The organism is Planotetraspora sp. A-T 1434, assembly GCF_025420585.1.
Lineage (GTDB): Bacteria > Actinomycetota > Actinomycetes > Streptosporangiales > Streptosporangiaceae > JAOEGB01.
The window spans coordinates 1-1,294 of the sequence record NZ_JAOEGB010000069.1 but is presented as its reverse complement, the minus strand read 5'-3'; the positions used below and the strand labels follow the sequence as shown (position 1 = coordinate 1,294).

Annotated in this window: 1 pseudogene; it reads left to right on the top strand. The window is 66.8% G+C overall.

The annotated features are described in order from the left end of the window. Nucleotides 1–1,294: pseudogene (locus N5079_RS34970) on the top strand (DNA-directed RNA polymerase subunit beta); the annotation flags it as partial.

The following is a 1,294-nucleotide window of genomic DNA, read 5'->3' as shown; positions in this document are numbered from 1 at the left end:
CCGCCTGCGCAGCGTCGGCGAGCTCATCCAGAACCAGGTCCGCCTGGGCCTGGCCCGCATGGAGCGCGTCGTCCGCGAGCGCATGACGACCCAGGACGTCGAGGCCATCACGCCGCAGACCCTGATCAACATCCGCCCCGTCGTGGCGTCGATCAAGGAGTTCTTCGGCACCTCGCAGCTGTCGCAGTTCATGGACCACACCAACCCCCTGTCGGGGCTGACGCACAAGCGGCGCCTGAACGCGCTGGGCCCCGGTGGTCTGTCGCGTGAGCGCGCCGGCTTCGAGGTCCGTGACGTGCACCCGTCCCACTACGGCCGGATGTGCCCGATCGAGACCCCGGAAGGCCCGAACATCGGCCTCATCGGCTCGCTGGCCTCCTATGCCCGGCTCAATGCCTTCGGTTTCGTCGAGACGCCGTACCGCAAGGTCGTCGACGGGAAGGTGACCGACCAGATCGACTACCTGACCGCCGACGAGGAAGACCGCTACGTCAAGGCGCAGGCCAACACGGCGCTCAACCCGGACGGTTCGTTCGCCGAGTCCCGCGTCCTGGTCCGCACCAAGGGCGGTGAGACCGAGCTCGCCCGTGCCGAGGAGGTCGACTACGTCGACGTGTCGCCGCGCCAGATGGTGTCGGTGGCCACCGCCATGATTCCGTTCCTCGAGCACGACGACGCCAACCGCGCGCTCATGGGCTCCAACATGATGCGCCAGTCGGTGCCGCTGCTGAAGAGCGAGGCGCCGCTGGTCGGCACCGGCATGGAGTACCGCGCCGCGACCGACGCCGGTGACGTCATCACGGCCGAGAAGGCCGGTGTGGTGGAGGAGGTCTCCGCCGACTACGTGACCGTCATGAACGACGACGGCACGCGGACGACGTACCGCGTGGCGAAGTTCAAGCGGTCGAATCAGGGCACCTGCTTCAACCAGAAGCCGATCGTGGCCGAGGGTGATCGGGTCGAGGTCAACCAGGTGATCGCTGACGGGCCCTGCACCGACACCGGTGAGATGGCGCTGGGTAAGAACCTGCTGGTGGCGTTCATGCCGTGGGAGGGCCACAACTACGAAGACGCGATCATCTTGTCGCAGCGTCTGGTGCAGGACGACGTGCTGTCCTCGATTCACATCGAGGAGCACGAGGTCGACGCCCGTGACACGAAGCTGGGCCCTGAGGAGATCACCCGGGACATCCCGAACGTCTCCGAGGAGGTCCTGGCCGATCTCGACGAGCGGGGCATCATTCGTATCGGCGCCGAGGTCACGACCGGTGACATCCTGGTCGGCAAGGTGACT